Origin of the sequence: Streptomyces sp. IMTB 2501 (assembly GCF_001953885.1) — a bacterium.
Classification (GTDB): Bacteria; Actinomycetota; Actinomycetes; order Streptomycetales; family Streptomycetaceae; genus Streptomyces.
This window is the reverse complement of record NZ_MQUS01000012.1, coordinates 86,507-112,558: the sequence shown is the minus strand read 5'-3', so window position 1 is coordinate 112,558 and position 26,052 is coordinate 86,507. Positions and strand designations below refer to the sequence as shown.

20 protein-coding genes are annotated in these 26,052 nt (G+C 70.5%); 9 read left to right on the top strand and 11 right to left on the bottom strand.

The features are described 5' to 3' along the window. Nucleotides 1-78 precede the first annotated feature (78 nt). On the top strand, nucleotides 79-735 hold the full coding sequence (locus AV521_RS21700; protein WP_076090130.1) for an ANTAR domain-containing response regulator: 657 nt from the start codon (nucleotides 79-81) through the stop codon (nucleotides 733-735). A gap of 57 nt (nucleotides 736-792) precedes the next feature. Here AV521_RS21700 and AV521_RS21695 read toward each other — a convergent pair whose 3' ends face one another. The 7 genes from AV521_RS21695 to AV521_RS21665 all read right to left on the bottom strand — a co-directional run bounded on the left by AV521_RS21695 (nucleotide 793) and on the right by AV521_RS21665 (nucleotide 10,142). Beyond that, nucleotides 793-1,509, bottom strand: coding sequence for an ABC transporter ATP-binding protein (locus AV521_RS21695; RefSeq protein WP_076090129.1), 717 nt, complete (start codon nucleotides 1,507-1,509; stop codon nucleotides 793-795). Beyond that, the gene (locus AV521_RS21690) at nucleotides 1,506-2,435 is read right to left on the bottom strand and encodes an ABC transporter ATP-binding protein (RefSeq protein ID WP_076090128.1); all 930 of its coding nucleotides are present in this window, start codon (nucleotides 2,433-2,435) and stop codon (nucleotides 1,506-1,508) included. The genes AV521_RS21695 and AV521_RS21690 overlap by 4 nt, the downstream gene beginning before the upstream one ends. Nucleotides 2,436-2,441: 6 nt before the next feature. Then, nucleotides 2,442-4,268 (bottom strand): branched-chain amino acid ABC transporter permease, encoded by a 1,827-nt coding sequence (locus tag AV521_RS21685; RefSeq protein ID WP_076090127.1) that lies wholly within the window; start codon nucleotides 4,266-4,268, stop codon nucleotides 2,442-2,444. 5 nt (nucleotides 4,269-4,273) lie between these two features. Next, a complete protein-coding gene (locus tag AV521_RS21680) occupies nucleotides 4,274-5,206 on the bottom strand; it encodes a branched-chain amino acid ABC transporter permease (RefSeq protein WP_023551517.1) in 933 nt (310 codons plus the stop codon). 124 nt (nucleotides 5,207-5,330) lie between these two features. Next, nucleotides 5,331-6,557, bottom strand: coding sequence for a branched-chain amino acid ABC transporter substrate-binding protein (locus AV521_RS21675; RefSeq protein ID WP_076090126.1), 1,227 nt, complete (start codon nucleotides 6,555-6,557; stop codon nucleotides 5,331-5,333). Nucleotides 6,558-7,304: 747 nt separating this feature from the next. Continuing rightward, entirely contained in the window at nucleotides 7,305-7,781 is a 477-nt protein-coding gene (locus AV521_RS21670) for a hotdog fold thioesterase (protein WP_076090125.1), read from the bottom strand. A 48-nt stretch (nucleotides 7,782-7,829) separates the two neighbouring features. After that, entirely contained in the window at nucleotides 7,830-10,142 is a 2,313-nt protein-coding gene (locus tag AV521_RS21665; RefSeq protein WP_076090124.1) for an FdhF/YdeP family oxidoreductase, read from the bottom strand. A 245-nt stretch (nucleotides 10,143-10,387) separates the two neighbouring features. Here AV521_RS21665 and polA point away from each other — a divergent pair, with 245 nt between their 5' ends. Further along, nucleotides 10,388-13,114, top strand: coding sequence for a DNA polymerase I (gene polA / locus AV521_RS21660; RefSeq protein WP_076090123.1), 2,727 nt, complete (start codon nucleotides 10,388-10,390; stop codon nucleotides 13,112-13,114). A 526-nt stretch (nucleotides 13,115-13,640) separates the two neighbouring features. Here the strand turns inward: polA and AV521_RS21655 are convergent. Continuing rightward, entirely contained in the window at nucleotides 13,641-14,573 is a 933-nt protein-coding gene (locus AV521_RS21655; protein WP_076090122.1) for a DUF4184 family protein, read from the bottom strand. A gap of 317 nt (nucleotides 14,574-14,890) precedes the next feature. Between AV521_RS21655 and AV521_RS21650 the strand changes: the two genes are divergently transcribed. The 3 genes from AV521_RS21650 to AV521_RS21645 all read left to right on the top strand — a co-directional run bounded on the left by AV521_RS21650 (nucleotide 14,891) and on the right by AV521_RS21645 (nucleotide 17,942). Continuing rightward, on the top strand, nucleotides 14,891-16,627 hold the full coding sequence (locus AV521_RS21650; RefSeq protein ID WP_076090121.1) for a lytic transglycosylase domain-containing protein: 1,737 nt from the start codon (nucleotides 14,891-14,893) through the stop codon (nucleotides 16,625-16,627). Nucleotides 16,628-16,786: 159 nt separating this feature from the next. Further along, nucleotides 16,787-16,921, top strand: a complete 135-nt coding sequence (locus tag AV521_RS47765) for an SPW_0924 family protein (protein ID WP_107480974.1) — start codon at nucleotides 16,787-16,789, stop codon at nucleotides 16,919-16,921. 28 nt (nucleotides 16,922-16,949) lie between these two features. Next, nucleotides 16,950-17,942: a DUF3068 domain-containing protein gene (locus AV521_RS21645; protein WP_076090120.1), complete on the top strand. Its 993-nt coding sequence runs from the start codon at nucleotides 16,950-16,952 to the stop codon at nucleotides 17,940-17,942. Here the strand turns inward: AV521_RS21645 and hrpB are convergent. Together hrpB and AV521_RS21635 are read right to left on the bottom strand one after the other, a co-directional pair. Then, nucleotides 17,932-20,457 carry an ATP-dependent helicase HrpB gene (gene hrpB / locus AV521_RS21640; protein ID WP_076090119.1) on the bottom strand — a complete coding sequence of 842 codons (2,526 nt, stop codon included), beginning with the start codon at nucleotides 20,455-20,457 and terminating at the stop codon, nucleotides 17,932-17,934. The genes AV521_RS21645 and hrpB overlap by 11 nt on opposite strands. A gap of 61 nt (nucleotides 20,458-20,518) precedes the next feature. Beyond that, nucleotides 20,519-21,355 (bottom strand): class I SAM-dependent methyltransferase, encoded by an 837-nt coding sequence (locus tag AV521_RS21635; RefSeq protein WP_107480973.1) that lies wholly within the window; start codon nucleotides 21,353-21,355, stop codon nucleotides 20,519-20,521. A gap of 373 nt (nucleotides 21,356-21,728) precedes the next feature. On the opposite strand from AV521_RS21635, the gene rpsA reads away from it, so the two are divergent. The 4 genes from rpsA (at nucleotide 21,729) to AV521_RS21615 (ending at nucleotide 25,560) form a co-directional block, all read left to right on the top strand. Further along, on the top strand, nucleotides 21,729-23,222 hold the full coding sequence (gene rpsA / locus AV521_RS21630; RefSeq protein WP_076090117.1) for a 30S ribosomal protein S1: 1,494 nt from the start codon (nucleotides 21,729-21,731) through the stop codon (nucleotides 23,220-23,222). Between the two features lie 299 nt (nucleotides 23,223-23,521). Then, a complete protein-coding gene (locus AV521_RS21625; RefSeq protein ID WP_076090116.1) occupies nucleotides 23,522-24,460 on the top strand; it encodes a PAC2 family protein in 939 nt (312 codons plus the stop codon). Between the two features lie 45 nt (nucleotides 24,461-24,505). Beyond that, on the top strand, nucleotides 24,506-25,129 hold the full coding sequence (gene coaE / locus AV521_RS21620) for a dephospho-CoA kinase (RefSeq protein WP_076090115.1): 624 nt from the start codon (nucleotides 24,506-24,508) through the stop codon (nucleotides 25,127-25,129). Nucleotides 25,130-25,179: 50 nt separating this feature from the next. Next, entirely contained in the window at nucleotides 25,180-25,560 is a 381-nt protein-coding gene (locus AV521_RS21615) for a tetratricopeptide repeat protein (RefSeq protein WP_076090114.1), read from the top strand. Nucleotides 25,561-25,680: 120 nt separating this feature from the next. On the opposite strand, the gene AV521_RS21610 is transcribed toward AV521_RS21615, so the two are convergent. Then, nucleotides 25,681-25,977 carry a DUF6343 family protein gene (locus AV521_RS21610; protein WP_107480972.1) on the bottom strand — a complete coding sequence of 99 codons (297 nt, stop codon included), beginning with the start codon at nucleotides 25,975-25,977 and terminating at the stop codon, nucleotides 25,681-25,683. Nucleotides 25,978-26,052: the final 75 nt, after the last annotated feature.

The window sequence follows — 26,052 nt, the reverse complement described above, 5'->3', positions numbered from 1 at the left end:
CGACCCTCCGCGCGTCCACCATACCGTAGCTAGGTAGGCTCTTGTCAGCAGTACCCCTGCCCGGAACGAGGAGCCCCTGTGACCGCCGAGTCGCCCCAGCCCGTAGACGCGCCCGACGACGACAAGTCACACGTGCCTCCGCTGACGACCCGAGTCGTCATCGCCGAGGACGAGGCCCTGATCCGGCTCGACCTGAAAGAGATGCTGGAGGAGGAGGGGTACACCGTCGTCGGCGAGGCCGGTGACGGGGAGCAGGCCGTCGAGCTGGCCCGCGAGCACAAGCCGGACCTGGTCATCCTCGATGTGAAGATGCCCAAGCTGGACGGCATCTCCGCGGCCGAGAAGATCGCTGAGGAGTCCATCGCGCCGGTCCTGATGCTCACCGCCTTCTCGCAGCGCGACCTCGTCGAGCGCGCCCGGGACGCCGGTGCGATGGCGTACCTGGTCAAGCCGTTCAGCAAGAGCGACGTCGTCCCGGCCATCGAGATGGCCGTCTCCCGCTTCACCGAGCTGAAGCAGCTGGAGAAGGAGGTCGCCGACCTCACCCAGCGCCTGGAGACCCGCAAGCTGGTCGACCGTGCGAAGTCCGTCCTGCAGACCGAGTACGGCCTGACCGAGCCGGCCGCCTTCCGCTGGATCCAGAAGACCTCGATGGACCGCCGTATGTCGATGCAGCAGGTCGCCGAGGCGGTCATCGCGGACAGCGAGGAGAAGAAGGCCACGAAGAAGGCCTGACCCAGGTCGCCGACGTTCCCCGCGCCGACCGAGGGGCGCGGGGAACCAGCGGAGCGTCTAGTCCTCGCCGAGGTACGCCTTTCGCACGGACTCGTCATGCAGCAGGTCCTGCCCCGTGCCGGACAGAACGATCGTGCCGACCTCCATGACATGACCGTGGTCCGCGAGCGACAGCGCCGCCTGGGCGTTCTGCTCGACCAGCAGGATCGTCGTACCCTGCGACTTCAGCTCGGCGATCGTCGCCATGATCTTCTGCATCATGATCGGCGACAGACCCATCGACGGCTCGTCCAGCATCAGCAGCTTCGGCTGGGACATCAGCGCCCTGCCCATCGCCAGCATCTGCTGCTCACCGCCGGAGAGGGTGCCCGCGGCCTGCTTGCGCCGCTCGCCCAGGATCGGGAAGAGGTCGTAGGCCCGCTGGATGTCCTTCTCGATGCCCGGCTTGTCGCTCCGCAGGAACGCGCCGAGGCGCAGATTGTCCTCGATCGTCATGCGCGGGAAGATGTGCCGGCCCTCGGGGGAGTGGGCCAGGCCGAGCTGGACGATCTCGTGGGCGGGGACTTTCCTCAGCGATCTGCCGTTGAACTTGATCTGGCCGCCGACTGGCTTGAGCAGGCCCGACAGCGTGCGCAGGGTCGTGGTCTTGCCGGCGCCGTTGGTGCCGATGAGGGTGACGACCTCGCCCGCCTCGACCTTGAAGGAGATGCCCTTGACGGCCTCGATCTTGCCGTAGGCGACCCGGAGGTCCTCGACTTCGAGCAGTGCGGTCATCGGTCGCTCTCCTTGCCGGGCGCGGCGTCCGTGGTGGGTTCAGCCTCGGCCTCTGCCGGGGCTTCGGCTGCCTCGGCGGTTGCCTCTGCCTGGGCCTCGGCGGCCTCGACCTCGGCGACCTCCTCGGCGCCGGGGGCGTCCTCGAAGGGTTCACCGAGGTAGGCGGCGATGACCCGCTCGTCGCTCTGGACGGTGGCGCTGTCGCCCTCGACCAGCTTCTCGCCCTGCACGAGCACGGCCACACGGTCGCACAGGTTGAAGATGAACCGCATGTCGTGCTCGATGACGAGGACGGCGATTCCCTTCTCCCGGATGGCGAAGACCAGTTCCTCGGTGGCGCGGGTCTCCTGGGGGTTCATGCCGGCGGTCGGCTCGTCCAGGAGCAGCAGGCCCGGTTCGCTGGCCAGGGCGCGTGCGATCTCCAGCTTGCGCTGTTCGCCGTAGGGCAGGTTGCGGGCGAGGTGCTCGGCCTTGTGCGCGAGGCCCACGAACTCCAGGAGCTCCATGGCGCGTTCACGGGAGGCCTGCTCGGCCCGGTGGAAGCCGGGGCCGCGCAGGATGGCGGACCAGAAGCCCTCCTTCGTCCGGGTGTGCCGGCCGACGAGGACGTTCTCCAGCACCGACATGTTGGCGAACAGCCGGATGTTCTGGAAGGTACGGGCGATCCCGGCCGCCGTGACCTTGAAGGACTTGGGCGGCAGCACCTGGTCCTTGTACCGGACCTCGCCCTCGGTGGGGACGTACAGGCCGGTCAGGCAGTTGAAGAAGGTGGTCTTGCCGGCGCCGTTGGGGCCGATGAGGCCGACGATCTCGCCGCTGCCCACGGTGAGGTCGACATTGCGTACCGCGGTGAGGCCGCCGAACCGCATGGTGACGCCGCGGGCGTCGAGGACGGTCTCGCCGCGGGTGTTGGTCTGCGTGGTCATCTCGGATCAGGCCCCTGTCTTGCCGAGCACTGCGGGCGCCTCGGCCTCGTCGTGGAACTCGAGCTGGCGGCGCCGGTTGGGGACGAGGCCCTCCGGCCGGAAGCGCATCAGCAGGATGAGCGCGACACCGAAGGCGAACAGCTGGTAGTTGCCGAGGAACTGGAGCTTGTTCGGGATGAGGAAGAGCAGCGAGGCGCCGATCAGCGGGCCGCCGATGGTGCCCATGCCGCCGAGGACGACCGCGGCCAGCAGGAACGCCGAGTTGGGCGGCACGGGACCGGCGAAGTAGTACTGCTCGGGCGTGACCGTGTAGGTCACATGGGCCTGTACGGTGCCGGCGAGCCCGGCGAGGCAGGCGCCGACGGCGAACGCGATCAGCTTGACCCGGAAGCCGTTGATGCCCATCGCGAGCGCGGCGGTCTCGTCCTCGCGGATGGCGACCCAGGCCCGCCCGATGCGGGAGTCACCGCTGCGCCGGAAGACGAGGACGACGACCGCGGTGATGACCAGCATCAGGAAGAAGTAGTTGGCGAACCGGCCGATGGTGAAGCCGGCGACGTCGTGCTGGGCGCCGAGGTCGACGCCGAGGATCTTCAGGTTCGGGATCGAGGAGATGCCGTTGGAGCCGTTGGTGATGTCGGGGCCGGAGGTGCCGTCCAGGTTGTTGGCCGTGATCCGGAAGATCTCACCGAAGCCGAGCGTGACGATCGCGAGGTAGTCGCCGCGCAGCCGTAGCGTCGGGGCGCCGATGAGGACACCGAAGACCAGCGAGGCGGCGGCGCCCACCAGGACGGCGGCCCAGAACGGGAAGTGCACGTGCAGCGGCGAGCTGGGGGAGCCGGAGACCAGGGCCGCCGCATAGGCGCCGACACCGAGGAAGGCGACATAGCCGAGGTCCAGCAGACCGGCGAGGCCGACGACGATGTTCAGGCCGAGGGCGACGGTGGCGAAGATGAGGATGTAGACGCCGAGGGTCGCGTACTGGTCGTCGGTCTGGGTGAACGGGAACAGGGCCGCCGTGACGAACGCGCCGCAGATCGTGATGTTCTGGTGCCTGCTGGTGATCTGCGAGGCGTGGACGACGAGCCCGGACTTGCTGAGCGCGGCGAAGCCGAATCCCGCGGTGATCAGGAAGCCGACGAAGAGTTCGTCGTACTCGGTGCCGATGCCGTAGGTGAAGACGGTCAGGGCGAGGGCGAGGACCGCGACGATGATCAGGATCTCGGCGTAGGCGGGGAGCTTGCCCACCGGGCGCGGCCGGTCGGCGGCGAAGGCGGCCTTGACGGTCTCCCAGGCCTGTCCGGCGCGGTGCCGGAACTGCTCCCAGCCGCTGTCCTCGGGGTCGACGGGGTCGGGCTCGGGCCGCTGGAACGGCAGCGCGAGGGCGCCGACGAGCGTGGCCAGGCTGGTGACGGCGACGAAGTAGCCGCCGGGCTCCAGGTTGACGACGCCGCCGAGTTCGACGCTGATCGCGATGACCGTGAACCAGGTGGTGGCGAACGTGGCGAGCGCCGCGAGCTTCAGCGCGGGGTCCGCGCCCGCCGGGGCCAGCCACTTCAGACCCTTGACGCCGTACGACGCGAGGGCGAGCAGCGTGGTCAGGGCGGCGCCGATGAGCACCAGGACCTGCAGGCCGCCCGGGTAGCCGTAGACGGTGAGGTCGCCGGGGAAGTCCTGCGTCCAGGTCCAGGACAGGAACGTGGAGACGATGGTGAGGACGGCGCCGGCGACGGCCAGGGCCCGGCCGAGTACGGGCGGGAGGCCGATGAGGCCGGCCGGGGTGCCGGCGGCCGGAGCGCTCGGGGTTTCGGATGCCGTGGTCTGTGTGGTCATCGGTGTCACGCCCTGTCCGCGACGCGCTCGCCGAGCAGGCCCTGTGGCCTGAACAGCAGAACGAGGATGAGGAGTACGAAGGCCCAGACGTCCGCCCAGGACTGGCTGCCGAACTTCTCCATGCCGGGGAGGTCGGCGATGTAGGCGGTGGCCAGGGTCTCGGCGACGCCGAGGGCGAGGCCGCCGATCATGGCGCCGTAGATGTTGCCGATGCCGCCGAGGACGGCCGCGGTGAAGGCCTTCAGACCGAGGATGAAGCCCATGCGGAAGTCGATCTGACCGTACTTCAGGCCGTCGGCGACACCGCCGACGGCGGCGAACGCGGCGCCCAGGGCGAACGCGATCACGATGATGCGGTCGGTGTTGACGCCCATGAGTTTCGCGGTGTCCGGATCCTGCGCGGTGGCCTGCATGCCGCGCCCGGTACGGGTCTTCATGACGAAGTAGGCGAGGAACGCCATGCTGATGGGGGCCGCGACCACCAGGAAGATGTCACCGGTCTGGATGGTGACGTTGCCGATGTGGAAGGGGCCGCCGTTGATCTGCGGGAAGGTGCGGGCCGACTTGGCGTCGGGGTACCAGGCCCACACCGCCTGCTGCAGGGCGAGCGAGAGGCCGATCGCGGTGATGAGCGGGGCCAGCCGCGGTGCGCCCCGCAGGGGCCGGTAGGCGAACCGTTCCGCTCCGACGGCGACGAGGACCGCGACGATGATGCCGCCGATGAGCATCAGGGGCAGGGCGACCCACATGGAGGTGCCGTCGGGCAGGACGTACGCATAGACCGTGAGTGCGCCGAACGCGCCGGTCATGAAGATCTCGCCGTGGGCGAAGTTGATGAGCTGGACGATGCCGTAGACCATCGTGTAGCCAATGGCGACCAGCCCGTACATGGATCCCAGTAGCAGGCCGTTGACCAGCTGCTGCGGCAGTTCGTTCACCGCAAGTCCTCCGAGACTTTCGGATGTTCGACGGGGTGTGCCGGATGTCCGGATGCGTGAGCGCGCGGGGCGCCAGTGGAACAGCGCCCCGCGCGGCTCATGGGTGATACGGGTGCGGAGTGGGTCAGCCGCCGTTGTAGGTACCGGACGTCACGGTCTTCCAGGCGCCGCCCGTCACGGAGTAGACGGTGAGCTGCTTGTTGGTGGTGTCGCCGTATTCGTCGAAGGAGACCTTGCCGGTCACACCGTCGAAGGAGACGTTCTGCATGGCCGCCGTGATCTTGGAGCGGGCGTCCGAGGGGACCTTCCCGCTGGACACGACCTGCTTGACCGCCTGGATGATCGCCCACGCGGAGTCGTACGCGTAGCCGCCGTAGGCGCCGTACTGCTCGTTGTAGCCGCCCGCCTTGTAGTTGGCGAGGAAGTCCTTGGCGGAGGACAGCTGGTCGAGCGGGGCGCCGACCGAGGTGGCGAGGTCGCCGTCGCTGGCGGCACCGGCCAGCTTGATGTACGTCGGGTCGTAGATGGCGTCGCCGCCGACGACCGGGATCTTGGCGCCCGCGGCCTTGATCTGCTTGCTGAGCGGACCGGCCTGCGGGTACTCGCCGCCGTAGTAGACGACGTCGGCGCCGGAGTTCTTCACCTTGGTGGCAACGGCCGAGTAGTCCTTGGTGTCGGGGTTGATGTGCTCGGTGCCCGCCACGGTGCCGCCGAGCTTCTTGAACTCGTCGGTGAAGGTGGCGGCGAGGCCGGCGCCGTAGGTCTTCTTGTCGTCGATGACGAAGACCTTCTTCTTCTTGGCCTGGTTGTACACGTACTGCGCGGCGAACGGGCCCTGGATGGCGTCCGTGGTCGCGGTGCGGAAGTACGACTTGTACGTACGGGCCTTCTTGGTCTGCCAGTTGGTGCCCTGGGTCAGGGACGGGTTGGTGTTGGCGGGGGAGACCTCGACCAGCTTGGCGTCGTCGAAGACCTTCTGCATGGACTCGGCGACCGAGGAGTTCAGCGGGCCGACCACACCCAGGACGTCGGACTCACTGACGAGCTTGGAGGCGTTCTGCTGGCCGGAGGAGGGCTGCGCCTGGTCGTCCAGAGCCTCCATCTTGAAGGTCACACCGTCGACGACCTTCTGCTTGTTGGCCTGCTTGACGGCGAGATCGACCGAGTTCTTGATGCCGAGGCCGATCGCGGACAGGTCGCCCGTGAGGGGGGCGTCGACGCCGATGACGACGGTGGTGCCGCCCTTGGAGTCCGAGCCCTTGCCGCCGCTGTCGCGCGAGCCGCAGGCGGTGAGGGTGAGTGCTCCCGCGGCCAGCGCGGCGGTGATGGCGATGAGCGAACGTTGACGCACGATCAGTCCTTTCCCCAGTACGACCGCATCCCGCTGGAAGCGGTCGAGCCGCGCGCTGCCCGAACTTTCCAGCCGAAGAGGCAATCGGGGCGCGGTGACTGGCGGTGACTCTAAGCGTGTGTGGGGAACGTGGAGGAGAGTCTGACCAAGGCTGTGACTCTCTTGTTATGACACGACGTAATGCACAGCGGTACACCCTGGGGGGAAGGGCGAAATTACGGCCGATTCGCCCGGTCCGGAATATGAGAACCCGCAGGACTCACCTTGATCAATTCAGGTGTCTCAGGGGTTTTGGTGATGACATGATGCCGTTGTCGCAAGGGGCTTTCCGGACCTGAGAGGCGTGCTGCGGATGGCGTGAACCGGGCGCGCGAGTGTGAATCCGTATTGCGTGCGTATTACGCAGAGTTACATTCAGGGAAGGAGGTCCGGCATTCATCGGCGCAATCCCGTAGTGCGCCACGTGCCGGGTTTTCATGATCTTGCGGTCCGAACCCGCCTTTGTCCGGAAGGGGGTTCGCGAGTCCGTCACCAGCGAGATTCCCGGGTACGGCCGGGCAGCCCGGGGCGGGGTGGCCGGTGTCCGCCGGTCCACGCTCGGTAGCGTCGCGCGCCGGGCCGCCCGTGGACCGGCCAACTTCCCGGCTGGCGTGGTGCCTTGACGCTGTTTCACGACATCGGCGCCACTGCCGGCTGGAGAGGGGGCGGGGGCAACGGCCCGGCGGAGCGGCCCGGTTCGCGGTGGGCCTACGCCTGCGCCGCGTCGCCGGGGCGGGCGTCCCGCAGCAGACAGGTCAGCCGGGCGCTGCACACCCGGCGGCCCTCCTCGTCACTGATCACGATCTCGTACGTCGCCGTCGACCGGCCCCGGTGCACCGGCGTGGCCACACCGGTCACCAGGCCCGAACGGACCCCGCGGTGGTGCGTGCAGTTCAGGTCCACGCCGACCGCGATCTTCGAGCTGCCGCCGTGGAGCATGGAGCCGACCGAGCCCAGGGTCTCCGCCAGCACCGCGGAGGCGCCGCCGTGCAGCAGGCCGTACGGCTGGGTGTTGCCCTCCACCGGCATGGTCCCGACGACCTTCTCCGGCGAGGCCTCCAGGATCTGCACACCCATCCGGGTGCCGAGGTGTCCGGCCGAGAACAGGGCGGGCAGGTCCACGCCGAGCGCCGCGTACTCGTCGATGACCTCCTGCGGGAACTTCACTCGCTGCTGCTCACCCATGGGTCCGGCTCCGTTCTTCGTCCACCTGTCTGCTGGCTGAGCAAACGCTCAGTCGGTCGCCGATTGTTCCAGACGGCCCGTCGCGCTCCCTGTGGGGTCTTCGAGTCGTACGACGACGGACTTGCTGGCCGGGGTGTTACTGGTGTCGGCCGTCGCGTCCAGCGGGACCAGGACGTTCGTCTCGGGGTAGTACGCCGCCGCGCAGCCCCGGGTCGTCGGATAGTGCACGACCCGGAAACCGGGCGCCCGCCGCTCCACGCCGTCCTTCCACTCGCTGACCAGATCGACGTACGACCCCTCGGCGAATCCGAGCGCCCGTGCGTCCTCGGGGTGCACCAGCACCACCCGGCGGCCGCCCGTGATGCCCCGGTAGCGGTCGTCCAGGCCGTAGATCGTGGTGTTGTACTGGTCGTGCGAGCGCAGGGTCTGCAACAGCAGCCGGCCTTCCGGCAGTTCGGGATACTCCACCGGCGCCGCCGTGAAGTTCGCCTTGCCCGTGGCGGTCGGGAAGCGGCGTTCGTCCCGCGGGGCGTGCGGCAGCGTGAAGCCGCCCGGCCGGGCCACGCGCGCGTTGAAGTCGTCGAAACCGGGGACCACGCGCGCGATGCGGTCACGGATCGTCGCGTAGTCCTTCTCGAACTCCTCCCAGGGCACGACGCTGTCCGCGCCGAGCACACGGCGCGCCAGGCCGCAGATGATCGCGGGCTCGGACCTCAGCCGCGGGCCCGCCGGCGCGAGCCGCCCACGCGAGGCGTGCACCATGCCCATCGAGTCCTCGACGGTCACGAACTGCTCGCCACTTGCCTGCAGATCCCGCTCGGTGCGGCCCAGCGTGGGCAGGATCAGCGCCCGCGCGCCCGTGACGACGTGCGAGCGGTTGAGCTTGGTGGACACATGCACGGTCAGCCGCGCGCGCCGCATCGCGGCCTCGGTCACCTCGGTGTCGGGCGAGGCCGACACGAAGTTGCCGCCCATGGCGAAGAACACCTTCGCCTCGCCGTCGCGCAGCGCACGGATGGCCCGCACGACGTCGAAGCCGTGCTCGCGCGGCGGCGCGAACCCGAACTCCTTCTCCAGCGCGTCCAGGAAGGCCGGCGCGGGCCGCTCGAAGATGCCCATCGTGCGGTCGCCCTGCACGTTCGAGTGGCCGCGCACCGGGCACACGCCCGCGCCCGGCCGGCCGATGTTGCCGCGCAGCAGCAGGAAGTTGACCACCTCACGGATGGTCGGCACGGCGTGCTTGTGCTGGGTCAGGCCCATGGCCCAGCAGACGATCGTGCGCTTCGAAGCGAGTGCCATGCCGAGTGCCCGCTCGATCTCCGCGCGCGTGAGGCCCGTCGCGGCCAGCGTCTCGTCCCAGTCGGCGGCATGCGCGGCCGCCGCGAACTCCTCGAAACCGTGGGTGTGTTCGCGCACGAACTCCTCGTCGACCGCGCCCTCCGTCTCCAGGATCAGCTTGTTCAGGAGCCGGAAGAGCGCCTGGTCGCCGCCGATGCGGATCTGCAGGAACAGATCGGTGAGGGCGGCGCCCTTCAGCATGCCTTGCGGCGTCTGCGGGTTCTTGAACCGCTCCAGGCCGGCCTCGGGCAGCGGATTGACGCTGATGATCCTCGCGCCGTTCGCCTTGGCCTTCTCCAGCGCGGAGAGCATGCGCGGATGGTTCGTCCCCGGGTTCTGTCCGGCGACGATGATCAGGTCGGCCTTGTAGAGGTCTTCGAGCAGGACGCTGCCCTTGCCGATGCCGATGGTCTGGCTGAGCGCCGATCCGGACGACTCGTGGCACATGTTGGAGCAGTCCGGCAGGTTGTTCGTGCCCAGCTCGCGCGCGAAGAGCTGGTACAGGAACGCGGCCTCGTTGCTCGTACGGCCCGAGGTGTAGAAGACGGCCTCGTCCGGGGAGGAGAGGGCGGCGATCTCCTCGGCGACGATGTCGAAGGCCCGCTCCCAGGTGACCGGCTCGTAGTGCGTGCCGCCCTCGGCGAGGTACATGGGATGCGTGAGCCGGCCCTGCTGGCCCAGCCAGTAGCCGCTGCGGCCGGCCAGGTCGGCGACGGGGTGCGCGGCGAAGAACTCCGGGGTGACACGGCGCAGCGTGGCCTCCTCGGCCACCGCCTTCGCGCCGTTCTCGCAGAACTCCGCCTTGTGCCGGTGGTCCGGCTCCGGCCAGGCGCAGCCCGGGCAGTCGAAGCCGTCCTTCTGGTTCACCCGCAGCAATGTCAGCGCCGTGCGCCGCACACCCATCTGCTGCTGGGCGATACGCAGCGTGTGCCCGATGGCGGGCAGCCCCGCGGCCGCGTGCTTCGGCTCCGCGACCTGCGGCGCGTCCTGGACCGGATCACCCTTGGGCGGCTTCGTCGCCATCGCACGCTCTCCTTCGACTGCGTGTGAGAAGTACGCGAACGATCCTCCCACGGGCCACCGACAACGACGCCGTCGCCCGTCCCCTCTCCCTCCGATCTCCTCCGGGGTGTTGGGCAAGGCCTCGGTGTCGGGCAAGGCACCGAACCGTCCTTGGCCATCTCTCGACCCCGTTCACTGTGTCCGCGCTCACACCCACCAGCGAGACGCGACCCGGACTGTCAGTGCGGCGTGGCAGGATCGGGGACGTGGCAGAGACAGCATCGAAGAAGACCGACAAGACCTCCGGCGGTAGCCGTCCCCGGCTGATGCTCATGGACGGGCACTCGCTGGCCTACCGCGCGTTCTTCGCGCTGCCCGCGGAGAACTTCACAACCGCGACCGGCCAGCCGACGAACGCGATCTACGGCTTCGCGTCGATGCTGGCCAACACCCTGCGTGACGAGGCGCCCACACACTTCGCCGTGGCCTTCGACGTCTCGCGCAAGACCTGGCGCTCCGAGCGCTTCACCGAGTACAAGGCGAACCGCTCCAAGACCCCGGACGAGTTCAAGGGCCAGGTCGAGCTGATCGGCGAGTTGCTCGACGCGATGCACACCCCGCGCTTCGCCGTCGAGGGCTTCGAGGCGGACGACATCATCGCCACCCTCGCCACGCAGGCCGAGGCCGCGGGCTTCGAGGTGCTGATCGTCACCGGCGACCGCGACTCCTTCCAGCTGGTCACCGAGAACATCACCGTGCTCTACCCGACGAAGGGCGTCTCGGAGCTGACCCGGTTCACCCCGGAGAAGGTTCTCGAGAAGTACGGCTTGACGCCCGCCCAGTACCCCGACTTCGCGGCCCTGCGCGGCGACCCGTCCGACAACCTCCCCGGCATCCCCGGCGTCGGCGAGAAGACCGCCGCGAAGTGGATCAACCAGTTCGGCTCCTTCGCGGAGCTGGTCGAGCGCGCCGAGGAGGTCAAGGGCAAGGCCGGGCAGAACCTCCGCGACCACCTGGAGTCGGTCAAGCTCAACCGCGTCCTCACCGAGCTGGAGCGCCAGGTCGAACTGCCGAAGTCGGTCCCCGACCTGGAGCGGGCTCCGTACGACCGCAAGACCGTCGCGATGGTCCTGGACACCCTGGAGATCCGCAACCCGTCCCTGCGTGAGCGCCTCTTCGCCGTCGACCCGGGCGCCGAGGAGGCCGAGACCACCCCCGTGGCGACCGGCGGCGTGGAGATCGACGGCAAGACCCTGCGCACCGGCGAGCTGGCCCCCTGGCTCGCCGAGCACGGCACCGGGACCCTGGGCGTCGCCACCGTCGACACCTGGGCACTGGGCACCGGCTCGGTCGCCGAGGTCGCCCTGGCCGCGGCCGGGGGAGCGGCCGTCTGGTTCGACCCGGCCGAGCTGGACGAGACCGACGAGAACGCCTTCGCGGCCTGGCTGGCCGACACCGCCCGCCCCAAGGTGTTCCACGACGCCAAGGGCGCCATGCGCGTCTTCGCCGAGCACGGCTGGTCCGTCGAGGGCGTGACCATGGACACCGCGCTCGCCGCCTACCTGGTCAAGCCGGGCCGCCGCTCCTTCGACCTGGACGCGCTGTCCCTGGAATACCTGCACCGTGAACTGGCGCCCGCCGCCGCGGCCGACGGCCAGCTGGCCTTCGGTGCCGACGACGCCGCCGAGGCCGAGGCGCTGATGATCCAGGCCCGCGCGGTCCTCGACCTCGGCGAGGCCTTCGGGACCCGCCTGGAGGAGGTCGGCGCGGCGGACCTGCTGCGCGACATGGAGCTGCCCACGTCCGCGCTGCTCGCCCGTATGGAGCGGCACGGCATCGCGGCCGACCGCGCACATCTGGAGGCGATGGAGCAGACGTTCGCGGGAGCGGTCCAGCAGGCCGTGAAGGAGGCCCACGCGGCCGCCGGTCACGAGTTCAACCTGGGCTCGCCCAAGCAGCTCCAGGAGGTCCTCTTCGGCGAGCTGGCCCTGCCGAAGACGAAGAAGACCAAGACCGGCTACACCACCGACGCCGACGCCCTGGCCTGGCTCGCCACCCAGACCGACAACGAACTGCCGGTGATCATGCTCCGCCACCGTGAGCAGGCGAAGCTGCGCGTCACGGTCGAGGGCCTGATCAAGACCATCGCGGGCGACGGCCGTATCCACACCACCTTCAACCAGACGGTGGCGGCGACGGGCCGGCTGTCCTCCACGGACCCGAACCTGCAGAACATCCCGGTCCGCACGGACGAGGGCCGGGCGATCCGCCGCGGCTTCGTGGTCGGCGAGGGCTTCGAGTCCCTGATGACCGCCGACTACAGCCAGATCGAGCTGCGCGTGATGGCCCACCTCTCCGAGGACGAGGGCCTGATCCGGGCGTTCACCTCGGGCGAGGACCTGCACACCACGGCCGCGTCCCAGGTGTTCGGCGTCGAACCCGCCGCGGTGGACGCGGAGATGCGCCGCAAGATCAAGGCGATGTCGTACGGCCTGGCCTACGGCCTCTCCGCGTTCGGCCTCTCCCAGCAGCTGAACATCGAGGCGGCCGAGGCGCGCGCCCTCATGGACGCGTACTTCGAGCGCTTCGGCGGCGTCCGGGACTATCTGCGCCGGGCGGTCGACGAGGCACGGGCGACGGGCTACACCGCGACACTCTTCGGCCGCCGCCGCTACCTCCCCGACCTCAACAGCGACAACCGCCAGCGTCGCGAGGCGGCCGAGCGCATGGCCCTCAACGCGCCCATCCAGGGCACAGCGGCCGACATCGTCAAGATCGCCATGCTCAAGGTGCACAGCGCGCTGCGGGCGGCGGAGCTGAAGTCCCGCATGCTCCTCCAGGTCCACGACGAAATCGTCCTGGAGATCGCCCCCGGCGAGCGGGCGGCCGCGGAAGAGATCGTCCGCCACGAAATGGCGAACGCCGTCCACCTCCACGCCCCCTTGGACGTCTCGGTCGGCGTGGGCCCGGACTGGGAATCGGCGGCCCACTAGCCTGCGGCGACCGAGCGGAGGGGGCGGTGCAGCCGAGGCACGCTGCACCGCCCCCTCCGCCACCCACCACGGCATCCCCTCCCATCAGCACACCGGACCGGCACCCACAAGAACCCGTCGGCCGGCCCCCGGAGGGACGTCACTCACGTGGCCCCCGCCAAAACGCCCCCCACCCCCCACAGCCGCAAAACTGCGAGCATGGGTATACGCATGCTTCACCGCCGGACGCCCGAGGCAGACACCCGGGCCTGGGCGGACACCGCCTCGGCGCAGGCCATGCTCGCCTCGCCGGTCCCGGCCCTCGCGGCCGACGCAAGCACCGCCCGCATTCCCTCCGGCCTGGCCGCGGCCGTCCGCCGAGCCGCCACGGACTTCTGGCACGGCCGCGCCGGCGGGACCGCCCACACGGGCCACACCCCGGACTGGCGCCAGTGGACCGACCTGGCCCGGGGCTACCTCGCCCTCGCGCTCACCGCGATCCCGAGATCGCGCCCCCGGCCGACCCTCACGGTCTTCGTCGCGTCCCTCACCGAGCGACCGGCCGCTCCGGGCCCGCACCGACCACCCCGCCGGGATCACCGAGATCACCGAGATCACCGAGATCACCGAGATCACCGAGATCACGGTGATCACCGGGACTCCCCGGACCGTCCGGAACCCGGTCCCGACGCCACACCCTGACCCCGGCGGCGTACAGCACCAGCCCCAGGACCACCCCGGCGCCCCTCCCGAAGCACAGGTCAGGCACCAGATCCCACAGCCGCCCGGGCGCGCCCACGGTGGTCGACCGACGCACGGCCCGCTGCACCGCCCCGGCCGCCGTACAGCCGCCGATCACCGCCCCGGCCACCCACCGGTCCCGCACGGACAGCACGGGCACCCCCACCGGCTCCCCGCCCGGCGCCCGCCGCACCGCACGCGCGGCGAACACCGCGATCACGAGCGCGCCCACCACGGACGAGCCGTACTGCAGCCACGAGAACAGCGGCAGGCCCGCCGGCCGGTCCCGCTCGATGGCCGGAATCAGCCGCGTCCCCCACCGCCCGTCATGCGTGAACGCGTCCCACACCACATGGGTCAGCGCACCCAGCACCGCGGAGACGTACCACCACACCACCGAGCCGGCCCGTACCCGTGCGCGTGGCGCGCCGCAGCGCAGCAGCACGGCCCACCGGCCCCGCAGGCTCCGGGGCAGCAGTGCGAGCAACGGTTCGCGGACGAGCAGCCACAGCCCCACCATCACCCAGGAGATGAGCACGTCGACCGTGAGGACCCCGGCGAACGAGTGGGTGATCGCGCCGAATTCCATCCCGCCCGGCAGAACACCCGCCGCGTAGAAGGTCATGTCGGGTGCGAAGGAGCCGGCGACGAGCACCGCCGGCACCAGCGGGCCGCGGCCGGACCCGTCCCGGCGGACCGCGGGCAGGACGGCCGCCGCATGGCTGAGCGTGAACGGCAACAGGGCTCCCCGGGGCGGTCGCCGGCCACGGCATCGAGCCGGTGAACGAGTTCCGTCCAGTATGCGCGACCCCCGCGCGGGACCACCGCGACAACAAGAGTCGGCCAACCGGTGAAATCGGGCGAGAACGGGTCCCGGCGCACAGCAAGTTGCCGTAGGGTCACCTGGGTCGCCGTGCCGGACGCACGGTCGTACACATGACGCACAGACGGAAAGGACGCCTCAGGCGCAACCTGAACACCGGGTCAGCCGTCACACCAGAGCGAGGGCAGACCGACGGAGACGGACGCGGGGCGTCCACGGGAGGGGTTCACTCGATGGCGGCGCATTTCGGAAGGCGGCTGCGCAAGGGGGCGGCGACCACCGCCGTGGCCGCGGCAGCGGTCGCGGCCCTGTCCGCGTCCCAGGCTCCGGGAGCGACCGGCGAGGACCACGGCAGACAGACGACGGCCGGCGCGTCCGCTCCCGTACCCGACGCGACCTCCGACGGCAACGCCACCGGCAACTCGCCGTACTACACGGACCTGCCGCCGCTCAACAGCCCCCGTCCCAGCCCCTCGCCGACGAGCGCCGGCACCCCCGTCGCCACGGGCGACGCCGAGGCCGGCATACCGGCGACGGTCCTCGACGCCTACAAGAAGGCCGAGGCCGAACTGCGTTCCGCCAAGCCCGGCTGCAATCTGCCCTGGCAACTGCTCGCCGCAATCGGCAAGGTCGAGTCGGGTCAGGCCGACGGCGGCCGGGTCGACGCCGACGGCACCACCATCGGCCGGATCCTGGGCCCGGTGCTCGACGGCAACGGCTTCGCGCTCGTCAAGGACACCGACCACGGCGAGTACGACGGCAACACCGAGTACGACCAGGCCGTCGGCCCCATGCAGTTCATCCCGTCGACCTGGGCCTGGGCGGGCCGCGACGGCAACGGCGACGGCAATAAGGACCCCAACAACGTCTACGACGCCGCTCTCGCCGCCGGCGACTACCTGTGCCGCAACGGCTGGGACCTCTCACGCGAGGACGACCTGCACAGCGCGATCCTCAGTTACAACAACTCGCAGGACTACCTGAACACCGTCCTGTCGTGGCTGGAGTACTACCGCAAGGGCACCCACTCCGTGCCCAACGGCACCGGCAGCGTGCCCGGCCACCGCAGCGACGACGGCAGCGGGCACTCACCGTCCCCGAAGCCGTCGAACCCGCCGCAGACCGAGCCGGACCCCAAACCGGACCCGAAGCCCAGCAAGCCCGGCGGCGGCAGCGGCACCCCGAGTCCTAAGCCGCCGAAGCCGCCCGTCCCGCCGACGACTCCGCAGACCCCCACCGACACGGTGGACCACCTGAAGAACGCGGACACCGCACAGCTCACCGCGATGGCCGGCCACGCCTTCACCGAGCGCATCGGCACCCGCGCCGAGACCAAGGCCGACAAGTCCGTCGCCAAGGTCAGGATCAGGTTCACGATCAGCGGGGACACCGACGCCACCTTCACCGGCGGCGAGACCGTGGCCACGGTCACCACCGATGCCCAGGGCGTCGCCCTCGCACCGGCGCTCCAGGCCGGCGAGAAGACCGGCGACTTCAAGGTCACCGCCACCGTCGTGGGCCGCTCGGTCAAGGGCGTCGACTACACGGCCACCGTCACCGAGCGCGTCGCCGACACCCTGACCCGCACCAGCGACACCCCGCTGACCTGCACCCCGGGCGGCGAGTTCGCCGACCAGGTCCAGGTGAAGGCGACATACAAGGGCGCCGTCGCGGACAAGGTGGCGACCACCGCCACCCTGATCAAGTCCCCGCTCGACACCAGCGAGAACGACAAGGGCCCCTACTTCAAGGACAAGAACGGCAAGCCCGTACGCACCCTCGACGGTCTGCAGACGGACGCCAAGGGCCTGCTCACGCTGCCCAAGCTGTACGCGGACGACAACACCGGCACCTTCCTGCTCCGCATCACCACGGCCGGTGGCACGACGCTGACCGTCGAACTGAAGGTCGCCGCCGACGACACCTCGGCCAGCCCCTCCCCGTCCCCGAGCCCGTCCGCCTCCTCCTGACACCACACACACCGGCAGGGCGCCCTCCCCGCACCGGCGGGGAGGGCGCCGTCGTTCGTCCGTGCACCGCTGTTCTCATCTCACCCGCCCGTTGCTACGGTGCCGACCTGACGCCCCATCAGAACCTTTGGGGTGCAGACCGTCCGCCGGGAGGCCCGTATGCGCGCCCTGATCGCCGCCGCGACCGGCCTCGCCCTCGCGCTCGCCCTGGTCCTGACGATGACCGCCATGGGTACGCCGTCGGGCCGTACGTCCCCCAAGCCGCTGCTGTCGACGGTGCCCACGCACCCGTAGCCGCGCCCGTCCGGGAAGGAGGCCTGCGATGCGCCGCAAGGCAAGCCTGGTCCTGCTCGCCTGCGCCGTCTTCTGCGCGGCGCTGTCCCCGCTCATGCGCTGGTACGCCTTCCCGCGCCTGGCCAGGATCCCCGCGAACCAGTACCAGGACATGGTTCTGGAGGCCAGGGGCGCCACCCTCCTCGACTACGGCACGATGCGCGCGCGGAAGGTCTCCAAGGTCACCATCGTGCAGACCCTCAAAGGCAACGTCGAGGCCGCGAAGAAGATCGAGAGGACGGCGGGGCGGCCGGTCGTGGTCTGGGACAGCCTCTCCTACGTCCAGGGCCCCGACGGCAAGATGGTCTCCCGCGTCCCCGAGCGCTACATCTTCGACGCCCACAGCCAGGACCCCGTGCACGCGACCGGCGAGATGGTCGACGGCGACCCGGTCAGCCGCGAGGGCATCGAGTTCAAGTGGCCCTTCCTGACGCAGAAACGCGACTACGAGTACTTCGACGCGCAGACCCGCACCACCAGCCCCATCCACTACAAGGGCACACAGACCTTCCGCGGCCTGAAGGTCTACTACTTCGAACAGAGCATCCCCTGGACCAAGGTCCCCATGCCGAAGACGATGCCGGTCCAGGGCATCACACCGGAATCGGTCGCCAGGACGGGCACCACCCGCTGGTACAGCACCGTCCGCAGGTTCTGGGTCGAACCGGTCACCGGCGCGCCCGTCTACGGCGAGGAACTCCACAAGGAGGAGCTGCGCGGCGGCACCCTGCTCGGCGGCCGGGCCGGCGTCACGGCGTTCGCCGGGGACGTGAAGATGCGCGAGGACTACATCGAGCACACGGTCGCCCTGGTCAAGCACAACCGCACCCTGGTCCTGATGCTCACCTCGTACGTCCCCTGGGGCTCCCTGATCCTCGGCCTGCTCCTCCTCGCCCTCTCCCTCTACCTGGAGGCCCGCGCCCGGCACCCCGGGGACCCGGCCCCCGAGGAGGCGACGCGGCCCGAACCGGTCAGCGCCTGAGCCGCGCGTTGGTGTGCCGGGTGGGCTCGGCGGTCGCCGGGTCCTCGGGCCACGGATGCTTCGGATACCGCCCGCGCAGCTCCGCCCGTACGCCCTTGTAGCCGTCCTTCCAGAAGGAGGCGAGGTCGGCGGTGACGGCGGCGGGCCGCCCGGCGGGCGAGAGCAGATGGACGAGCAACGACATCCCGGCCACGGCGGGGGTCTGCGCCAGCCCGAACATCTCCTGAAGCTTCACCGCGAGCACCGGCCGCTCCGGGTCCCGATAGTCGATCCGGATTCTGGACCCACTCGGTACGGTGATCCGCTCGGGCGCCAGCTCGTCCAGCCGGCCGGCCTCCCCGCCGGCCCAGGGCAGCAGCCGGGCGAGCGCCTGCCCGGCGTCGATCCGGCCGAGATCCGCCCGGTGCCGCGCCCGGCCCAGCTCCGGCTCCAGCCACTCGTCCACGCGCGCGTGGAGCGCATCGTCGGACACGTCCGGCCACGGCTCCCCGAGGTGCGCCCGCAAAAACGCCAGCCGCTGGCGCAACGCCTCCGCATCCGCCGTCCACCGCAGCAGCCCCAGCCCCTCTTGACGCAGCCCGTCGAGGAGGGCGGCTCGCACGAGCGCCGGATCGGCGTCCTTCAGCGGCCGCACGGCCAGCTCGATCGCCCCCAGCCGTTCGACATGCCGGGCCACGACGTCCCCGTCGGCCCAGTGCACCTCGTCCCGCTCGCCGAGCAGGGCGCCGGCGGCGGCGAGTGCCACGTCCTCCTCCACGGCGGCTGCGAGCCGCACACGCGCGTGCCCCTTCCCGGCGGGCCGATCGGCGACGGCGACGACCATCCAGGGAGCGCCCCGCAGAGCGGACCCGTCGGACAACTCGGCCCGGGTGCCGGACGCCATCAGGTACGACCCGCCGTCGAGCTTGGCGACACGCTCGGGGAAGGCGAGCCCGGCGACGACTCCGGCGAGCCGCTCATCACCGGCGCCCGGCCCGGCCCCAGGGGCACCTTCTGGCCGACCGTGACGGGCCGGCGGGTGGGAAGACTCCTCCGAGACGGCCCGCAGCCGCCGTACCTCCGCAGCCCACCGCGCAGCGTAGGCGTCGCCCCCGCGCCGCGCACGACGCAACGCACCGGAAAGATCATCCGCGTAATCCCGGGGCACCTCTTCGGAGAGCAGGGCGACAACCTCCGCACCCTCACCGGAGGTGTCCAGCAAGGCCCGCCCCAGCCGGGGATGCACGCCAAGTCGAGCCAACCGAACACCGACCTCCGTGGCCCGCCCGGCGGAGTCCACCGCCCCCACCGCTGTCAGAGCGGAGCGCGCCGCCGCCATCGCCCCGCCCGGCGGAGGATCGAGCAATGCCAGCCCGGAGGCGTCCGGATCGCCCCAGCAAGCCGCCTGCAAGGCAAACGCGGTCAGGTCGGCCACCCTGATCTCCGGCGCCGGAAACGCCGGCAGACGCCCGTCCTCGGCCTCCGCCCAGCACCGGTACACCGCCCCCGGCGCCTCTCGCCCGGCCCGCCCCGCACGCTGCCGCCCGGCCGCCCGCGACGCCCGTACCGTCGTCAGCCCGCTCAGCCCGCGCGCGTGGTCCACCCGCGGCTCCCGCGCGAGTCCCGAGTCCACCACCACCCGCACCCCGGGCACCGTCAACGACGACTCCGCCACCGAGGTCGCCAGCACCACGCGGCGCCGCGCCCCGGGCGCCAGCACCGCGTCCTGCACGGCGGCCGGCGCCCGCCCGTGCACCTGCAGCACGTCGACGTCGCCGAGTCCGCCGAGCTGCCCCGCCACGCGCGCGATCTCGCCCACACCGGGCAGGAAGCACAGCACGTCCCCGTCCCGCTCGGCCAGCGCCCGCCGTACCACCGAGGCCACATGCGCCAGCAGCGCCGGATCGACGCGCATCCCGTGCGGCGGCCGTACCGGACGCGCCAGCGGTGCCCACACCACCTCCACCGGATGCGCGACGCCGTCCGCCTCGACCACCGGCGCCCCACCCAGCAACCGCGCCCAGCCCTGCGCGTCCGTCGTCGCCGACGCGGCCACCAGCCGCAGCTCCGGCCGCAGCGCCTGCCGTACGTCCCACAGGAACGCGGCCGCCGTGTCGGCGTCCAGATGCCGCTCATGGCACTCGTCGAGGACGACGACGTCGACGCCGGGCAGTTCCTGGTCCCGTTGCAGCCGCTGCAGCAGCACGCCGGTCGTCACGACCTCCACGCGCGTGTGCCGCCCCCCGGCCCGCTCGCCGCGCACCGTGAAGCCCACGCTCTCGCCGGGCCTCTCCCCGAGCAGCCACGCCATCCGGCGGGCCGCCGCCCGTGCCGCGATCCGGCGCGGCTCGGCCACCACGACCCGGCGCGCCGGCCCGCCGCCCACCAGCCCCGCCAGCACGAGCGGCACCAGCGTCGTCTTGCCGGTGCCGGGCGGCGCCACGAGCACGGCGGTGCCGGCGCTCTCCAGGGCATCGGCGAGGGCGGGCAGGGCGGAGCGCACGGGCAGCGCGTCCAGGGCGTCGTAACGGATCACGTCCCCAGTGTCGTACGACGGCGAAAACGGCCCCCACGCGCGCGTGGACGCCGCCACTGTCTCAGTCGCGCTCGCACACGAAGACGGCCGTGCCCGGGATCAGGTTCCCGCGCAGCGGCGACCAGCCGCCCCACTCCGAGGTGTTCCAGGACGGCCACTCCGGCTCCACCAGGTCCACCAGCCGGAAGCCGGACGCGACGATGTCCCGGACGCGGTCGCCGAGCGTCCTGTGGTGTTCGACGTAGACCGCGCGGCCCTCCTCGTCCTGCTCCACGTACGGCGTGCGGTCGAAGTAGGGGGAGGACACCGACAGGCCCTCGGGGCCCGGCTCGTCCGGGAACGCCCAGCGGATCGGATGCGTCACCGAGAACACGAACCGGCCGCCCGGCCGCAGCACCCGGCGCACCTCGCGCAGCACCAGCCGCGGGTCCGCGACGAACGGCAGCGCCCCGTACGCCGAGCAGGCCAGGTCGAAGGCGCCGTCCGCGAAGGGCAGCGCGCCGGCGTCCGCGCAGACCAGCGGAAACGATCCGCCGATCCGCAGGGCGTGCTGCAGCTGGCGGTGCGACAGGTCCAGCGCCACCGGGTGGGCGCCCTGGGCGGCCAGCCAGCGCGCACACTGCGCCGCGCCCGCGCCGATCTCCAGGACGTCCTTGCCCTTCAGCTCCTCCGGCGGGCCGAGCAGCTCGGCCTCCACCTCGTCCAGGCCTTCCGGACCCCACACGAAGCGGTCGTCGCCGAGGAACGTGCCGTGCTCGACCTGGTACTCGTCCGCGTTGCGGTCCCACCAGCCACGGTTGGCCCGCGAGCTCTCCGTGACATCGGCGTCACGCCGCGTGGCCTCCGGCTCGAAGTCCTCGGGTCCTTCGGGCTCATGCGCTTCCGGCTCTTGGATGATCGGCTCCCTCGTCGTACTCTTCCGTCCAACCCGTCAGGGGGTCGTCACGGGAGTGGTCCCACCGGCCTGCGTGGCCTCAAGGGACGTTTCTTCTGCCGGATATGCGGCGATCCGCCCCTGGTGTGCGCCTTCGCGCATTGACCCTGTCCGGCTGCCCCCGTATGCTACAAGTTGCGCTGCGGGCCTGCGCACCTCAGACGTAGCAGGCTGCGCTCGCATCTGTTGTATGTCCCCTCGGTTGTCGAGGCGCCACCGGGCACCCGGTGTCCACAAGGTGGCGCTTCCTTGGCTGTCCGGCTTCTGCAGAGCGAAACGGGCTCCCGGCGTAAGCAGTACCTACGACTTCAATGTCCGTACCGGAGCCCTTTCCCACATGACGAGCAGCACCGAGACCACCGCCACCACCCCGCAGGTAGCGGTCAACGACATCGGTAACGAGGAAGCCTTCCTCGCCGCGATCGACGAGACGATCAAGTACTTCAACGACGGCGACATCGTCGACGGCGTCATCGTGAAGGTCGACCGGGACGAGGTCCTGCTCGACATCGGTTACAAGACCGAAGGTGTCATCCCGAGCCGAGAGCTCTCGATCAAGCACGACGTCGACCCGAACGAGGTCGTGGCCGTCGGCGACGAGATCGAGGCCCTGGTCCTCCAGAAGGAGGACAAGGAAGGCCGCCTGATCCTCTCGAAGAAGCGCGCCCAGTACGAGCGTGCCTGGGGCACCATCGAGAAGATCAAGGAAGAGGACGGCATCGTCACCGGTACCGTCATCGAGGTCGTCAAGGGTGGTCTCATCCTCGACATCGGCCTCCGTGGCTTCCTCCCGGCCTCCCTGGTCGAGATGCGCCGCGTCCGCGACCTCCAGCCGTACGTCGGCAAGGAGCTTGAGGCCAAGATCATCGAGCTGGACAAGAACCGCAACAACGTGGTCCTGTCCCGCCGTGCCTGGCTGGAGCAGACCCAGTCCGAGGTCCGCCAGACGTTCCTCACGACCCTGCAGAAGGGTCAGGTCCGCTCCGGTGTGGTCTCCTCGATCGTCAACTTCGGTGCCTTCGTGGACCTGGGTGGCGTCGACGGTCTGGTCCACGTCTCCGAGCTGTCCTGGAAGCACATCGACCACCCGTCCGAGGTTGTCGAGGTCGGCCAGGAGGTCACCGTCGAGGTTCTCGACGTCGACATGGACCGCGAGCGTGTCTCCCTGTCGCTGAAGGCGACCCAGGAGGACCCGTGGCAGCAGTTCGCCCGCACCCACCAGATCGGCCAGGTCGTGCCCGGTAAGGTCACGAAGCTGGTTCCGTTCGGTGCGTTCGTCCGCGTGGACGAGGGCATCGAGGGTCTGGTCCACATCTCCGAGCTGGCCGAGCGCCACGTGGAGATCCCGGAGCAGGTCGTCCAGGTCAACGACGAGATCTTCGTCAAGGTCATCGACATCGACCTCGAGCGCCGCCGCATCAGCCTCTCGCTGAAGCAGGCCAACGAGTCCTTCGGTGCCGACCCGGCCTCGGTCGAGTTCGACCCGACCCTGTACGGCATGGCCGCGTCCTACGACGACCAGGGCAACTACATCTACCCCGAGGGCTTCGACCCCGAGACCAACGACTGGCTCGAGGGCTACGAGAAGCAGCGCGAGGAGTGGGAGCGCCAGTACGCCGAGGCGCAGCAGCGCTTCGAGCAGCACCAGCAGCAGGTCATCAAGTCCCGCGAGGCCGACGCCGCCGCTGCCGCCGAGGGCGGCGAGGCTGCCGCTCCGGCCGCGTCGGGTGGCGGTTCGTACTCCTCCGAGGGTGCGGACACCTCCGGTGCCCTGGCCTCGGACGAGGCGCTGGCCGCGCTGCGCGAGAAGCTCGCCGGTGGCCAGAGCTGAACGCTAGCCGCTGGGCTTAGCCGATAGCCGGCTCTGAGGGGCCGTACCTTTCGAGGTGCGGCCCCTCAGGCGTTTTCGGGGTCTTTCCGATGTTGTTCGTCTGCGGGTCCGCTGTGGCTTGCCGCGCCCACGCGGCGGAGCCGCATATCGATACGGCCCCGCGCCGCCAGGGGGTTGCCCCGCCCCTCTGACGGACCGTCAAGGCAGCTGGGGGGACAGCCCTGATCAGTGGCCGGTTTCGGGAATGCTCGCGTTCCAGGGCGCGTTGTTCCTGAGGAACACGAGGAGGAGCGGTCACAGTGCTTGATCCGCAGGGTTTGTACGCATGGGAGCCGAAGGGCCTCGCCGTTGTCGACATGGCGCTCGCCCAGGAGTCGGCCGGCCTTGTCATGCTCTACCACTTCGACGGATACATCGACGCGGGCGAGACCGGAGACCAGATCGTCGACCGGCTGCTCGACTCACTGCCCCATCAGCTCGTCGCCCGTTTCGACCACGACCGGCTCGTGGACTACCGCGCCCGTCGGCCCCTGCTGACCTTCAAGCGGGACCGCTGGGCCGACTACGAGGTGCCCGCCCTTGAGGTCCGCCTGGTCCAGGACGCCACGGGTGCCCCGTTCCTGCTGCTGTCCGGTCCCGAGCCGGACGTGGAGTGGGAGCGGTTCGCGGCTGCCGTCCAGCAGATCGTCGAGCGGCTCGGCGTCCGCCTTTCGGTGAACTTCCACGGCATCCCCATGGGCGTTCCGCACACCCGCCCGGTGGGACTGACCCCGCACGGCAACCGCACCGACCTCGTCCCGGGCCACCGCAGCCCCTTCGAGGAGGCCCAGGTGCCCGGCAGCGCCGAGTCGCTCGTCGAGTTCCGCCTGATGGAGGCCGGGCACGAGGTCCTGGGCGTCGCCGCGCACGTCCCGCACTACATCGCCCGCTCGCCGTACCCGGACGCCGCCCTGAGCGTCCTGGAGGCCATCACGGCCGCCACCGGGCTGGTGCTGCCGGGTGTCGCGCACTCGCTGCGCACCGACGCGCATCGCACACAGACGGAGATCGACCGGCAGATCCAGGAGGGCGACGAGGAACTCACCGCGCTCGTCCAGGGCCTGGAGCACCAGTACGACGCGGCCGCGGGCGCCGAGACCCGGGGCAACATGCTCGCCGAGCCGGTGGAGATCCCGTCGGCCGACGAGATCGGGCGCGAGTTCGAGCGGTTCCTGGCGGAGCGGGAGGGCGACAACTGACCTCCGCCACTCCCGCTGTCAGTGGCAGGGCCTAGGCTTTCGCTCATGCTGAAAGTGGGCCTGACCGGTGGGATCGGCGCCGGCAAGAGCGAGGTGTCACGGCTGCTCGTGGAGCATGGCGCCGTGCTGATCGACGCGGACCGCATCGCGCGCGAGGTCGTGGCACCGGGCACGTCCGGTCTCTCCGCCGTGGTCGAGGCCTTCGGCACGGACGTCCTCACTGCCGACGGCAGCCTGGACCGGCCCAAGCTCGGCTCGATCGTCTTCGCCGATCCCGAGAAGCTCGCCGTCCTGAACTCGATCGTGCACCCCCTGGTGGGTGTCCGCTCCCGCGCGCTGGAGGAGACCGCGGGAGCCGACTCCGTCGTGATCCACGACGTACCTCTCCTCACCGAGAACGGCCTGGCACCGCTCTACGACCTTGTGGTCGTCGTGGACGCGAGCCCCGAGACCCAGCTCGACCGGCTGGTCCGGCTGCGCGGGATGACCGAGCAGGACGCACGCGCGCGTATGGCCACGCAGGCGAGCCGCGAGCAGCGCCGGGAGATCGCGGACATCGTGATCGACAACGACGTACCTCTGGACGCGCTGCGCAAGCGCGTCGACGAGGTGTGGGAGCACCTCGTACGGCGGGCCCGCGAGGGTTCCGCGGAACGGGACTCGGAATAGCGGCCCCCTCCGCGGGCGTTGAAACCCTGCAGTGAGGGAAGGACTCAGCCGTGCCCGAGACCAGCGGTTCCACCGGACGTACTCCGGAGACGCATGTCATCGACTTCCGCGCAGCCGAGCATCTGCTCAACTCGCGGGACCCACGGGGCGCGGTGAAGCTGCTCGACGGAGTCATCGCCGTGCATCCCGAGAACACGGCGGCCCGGCTGCTCCGCGCGCGGGCTTTCTTCGCGGCAGCGCAACTGCGGCCCGCCGAGCTGGAGTTCACGATCGTGCTGGAGCGCGAGCCGGACAACGCGTTCGCGCACTTCGCACTGGCCCGCACCTATGAACGCCAGGGCCGCTCCGACCAGGCCAAACGCCATTTTCGCCTCGCGGCCGCGCTGGACCCCAACCCGCAGTACCTGAAGGCCGCTCGCTTCGACGACTGAGCACGCACCACACGCGGGTGTCGCGGATGCCCGTGGCCTGCTGGATCACGGGTGCCGGTGGCTCGGTGGACCACGGATGACGCCGACTCGGTTGATCATGGACGGCTCTGCCACAGTCGATCACGGATGGCGATGCCGAGGTGGCCCGGGGAACGGCGGTCCGCTCTCCGGCGGCCGGTACGGCGGCACGTCGCGGCCCGGCTGATAGTGCGGGCCCTGCCGGATGTGCCGGAGGATCATGACCATGTCGACGGTGGCCACCAGCCACAGCACCGCGCAGGCCGCCGCCCAGCCGGGGCGCCCGACGAGCGCGAACGCCGCCGTGCCGAAGACCGACCAGACCAGTCCCCACATGCTCAGCCAGAACCGCGCCCGCAGAGCACTGCGCGCGGTCGCCGGTTCACTGCCCGTACGCATCGGATCACCACTCCTCCTTGCAACGTACTCTTCGGTGACGACGTTCATCAACGGCGCCCGACCGCCGCTCGTCGA

What these genes read in the sequence shown, in the direction of transcription:
- AV521_RS21645 (WP_076090120.1), top strand. Translation starts at nt 16,950, where the DNA reads ATGCGCCGCAAGGCAAGCCTGGTCCTGCTCGCCTGCGCCGTCTTCTGC.
- AV521_RS21695 (WP_076090129.1), bottom strand. Translation starts at nt 1,509, where the DNA reads ATGACCGCACTGCTCGAAGTCGAGGACCTCCGGGTCGCCTACGGCAAG.
- AV521_RS47765 (WP_107480974.1), top strand. Translation starts at nt 16,787, where the DNA reads ATGCGCGCCCTGATCGCCGCCGCGACCGGCCTCGCCCTCGCGCTCGCC.
- AV521_RS21685 (WP_076090127.1), bottom strand. Translation starts at nt 4,268, where the DNA reads ATGACCACACAGACCACGGCATCCGAAACCCCGAGCGCTCCGGCCGCC.
- AV521_RS21650 (WP_076090121.1), top strand. Translation starts at nt 14,891, where the DNA reads ATGGCGGCGCATTTCGGAAGGCGGCTGCGCAAGGGGGCGGCGACCACC.
- AV521_RS21670 (WP_076090125.1), bottom strand. Translation starts at nt 7,781, where the DNA reads ATGGGTGAGCAGCAGCGAGTGAAGTTCCCGCAGGAGGTCATCGACGAG.
- AV521_RS21610 (WP_107480972.1), bottom strand. Translation starts at nt 25,977, where the DNA reads ATGCGTACGGGCAGTGAACCGGCGACCGCGCGCAGTGCTCTGCGGGCG.
- rpsA (WP_076090117.1), top strand. Translation starts at nt 21,729, where the DNA reads ATGACGAGCAGCACCGAGACCACCGCCACCACCCCGCAGGTAGCGGTC.
- AV521_RS21665 (WP_076090124.1), bottom strand. Translation starts at nt 10,142, where the DNA reads ATGGCGACGAAGCCGCCCAAGGGTGATCCGGTCCAGGACGCGCCGCAG.
- AV521_RS21690 (WP_076090128.1), bottom strand. Translation starts at nt 2,435, where the DNA reads ATGACCACGCAGACCAACACCCGCGGCGAGACCGTCCTCGACGCCCGC.
- coaE (WP_076090115.1), top strand. Translation starts at nt 24,506, where the DNA reads ATGCTGAAAGTGGGCCTGACCGGTGGGATCGGCGCCGGCAAGAGCGAG.